Annotated in this window: 2 protein-coding genes; one reads left to right on the top strand and one right to left on the bottom strand. The window is 70.4% G+C overall.

Annotated features, from left to right (window positions below):
* Positions 1 to 591 precede the first annotated feature (591 nt).
* A complete protein-coding gene (locus tag ACH4J0_RS43140) occupies positions 592 to 888 on the bottom strand; it encodes a hypothetical protein (RefSeq protein ID WP_396246653.1) in 297 nt (98 codons plus the stop codon).
* Positions 889 to 1402: 514 nt separating this feature from the next.
* Between ACH4J0_RS43140 and ACH4J0_RS43135 the strand changes: the two genes are divergently transcribed.
* Positions 1403 to 1639, top strand: a complete 237-nt coding sequence (locus tag ACH4J0_RS43135; RefSeq protein ID WP_396246652.1) for a hypothetical protein — start codon at positions 1403 to 1405, stop codon at positions 1637 to 1639.
* Positions 1640 to 1755 lie beyond the last annotated feature (116 nt).

Below are 1755 nucleotides of genomic sequence, written 5' to 3'. Positions count from 1 at the left end.
CTCCCCCCCCCCCTCGGGGGGGGGGGGGGGGCGGGGGGGGCGCCGGGGGTGGGTGGTGCCCGGGGTGGCGGGGGGGGGGCGGGCCCCCCCCCCCCCCCCCCACGGCAACGAAGCGTCGCAATCCCGTCGGCGGTGACGGCCCAGGAAAGACAGTCGCCTGGCCTGCATGTTCAGCGTTCCGGTCCCCGGCATAGCGGATGCCCGACTCGGTGGCGCCGGGCATCGAGCCCGGCACGCCGTCCCGGACATCGGTCGAAGCCCTTACTGACTTCGGGGGAGCCCCCGCCCGCTGAGACCGGGGTGCCGCTGGCACGCTGGTCGGCCCCGGACCTGGCCCGTGAGGTTATTGATCGGGGCATCGCCGCGTTCGTATCGGCCTCCACTGTGCGCCGCTGGCTGGTCCAGGACGCGCTCCGCACCTCGGCCGTCTTGGCCACCGAGGCCGGGACGGCCGTCCGCACCTTGTTCCCGAGGGGCAGTCTCCCCCTGCGGCCGGGATGACCCTCGGGCGGCAGACCTTGCACGCCGCCTTGGGAAGCCGTCCCGGCCCGGTCGGTCCGATACAGGGGCGGGCGGGGTGAGGTTCGGGGCTTACGTGTTTCCCGGGTTCATCGCTATGAGCCGGAACAGGTCGAGGAGCAGCAGGATGTCGACTGCGATTCCTGCGATCAACATGCGGCTGGTCGATCGGAGCAGTGTCGTGGCGCCCAGGATGATCCCGGTGACGAGGAGGGCGAGGGAGGCGGCGAGGATCAGGTAGTAGACGGACACCAGGGAATCCTGTCCGGATACCAGGCCGGCGCCGATGTCGGCGACGACGAACTGGGGCAGGCCGAGCAGCCAGACGGTGGCGGTCCTGCCCTTGGGCGGGCGGGGACGCGGTGGCATAGGCGGGGCATACGGCGGGGGTGGGGGCGGTGACGGCGGCCCCGTGGGTACGGCCGGCATGGTCGGCATCGCAGGCCGAGCGGCGCTCAAGGCGGCGTGGAGAAGCTGCCCGAAGGCGGGATCGCTGGAGATCTCGTCCGCCAAGACGCTGCGCACGATGTCCGCTGCTCCGCCTCCTCCTCCCTCGGTGTCGAGCCGGTAAAGCGCCGCGGTCCCGAGCTGGGTGCGGCCGAGTCGCTGGCGCAGGAGCGAGCTCAGGTCCTCGTTCGGCGTCTCCGAGGTTCTTGTGTGGGTGGCTGAGTTCACGAGTGCGTTGACGGCGACTGCGGCCAACTCCCTTATGTCCAAGACGACTTTCCCCCTCGTAGGTGTCACCATGATGGTAGGGATCGGGGCATTGTGTGCACCAGTGGGTTCAGCGCTGACTCGATCATGCATACGGCCCAAACCTGCAACCATGCGGAGGCTCGGTTCGCTCCTCGAAGTGCCTGCCCCCCGCGAACAGTCCGTCTGAGTGATCCCGAACCCACTTCGCCGTCCTGCCCTCGGGAATAGCTCGATCAGCCATCCGTTCGGTCAAGGGCGGGTTGTCCTCTCCGAACAGCCGGAAGCTCCAGGCCAGCGCTCCCTGCTGGACGCGCTGGGGAGCCCGGACACCCGTGAGGCGTATGACGAGCGCCAGAAGGCCCGGGACAAGAAGGCCCGGCAGGCCCACCGCGAGCTGATGGGGACCCTGGCCTGCGTCGACTGAGGGAACGTGCCGAAGCACTAACGGCCACCACCCGCTCGTCCGTGCGTCCCGCGGGGCTCGGTGCGCGAGTGGTGTGGTGGTCGACCATGCGTCACCGGTGACGCCATTCAGCGCGC

This window comes from Kitasatospora sp. NPDC017646, assembly GCF_044329365.1.
Classification (GTDB): domain Bacteria; phylum Actinomycetota; class Actinomycetes; order Streptomycetales; family Streptomycetaceae; genus Kitasatospora.
Note: the sequence above shows the minus strand (reverse complement) of the source record. Positions and strands in the feature narration are given on the sequence as shown.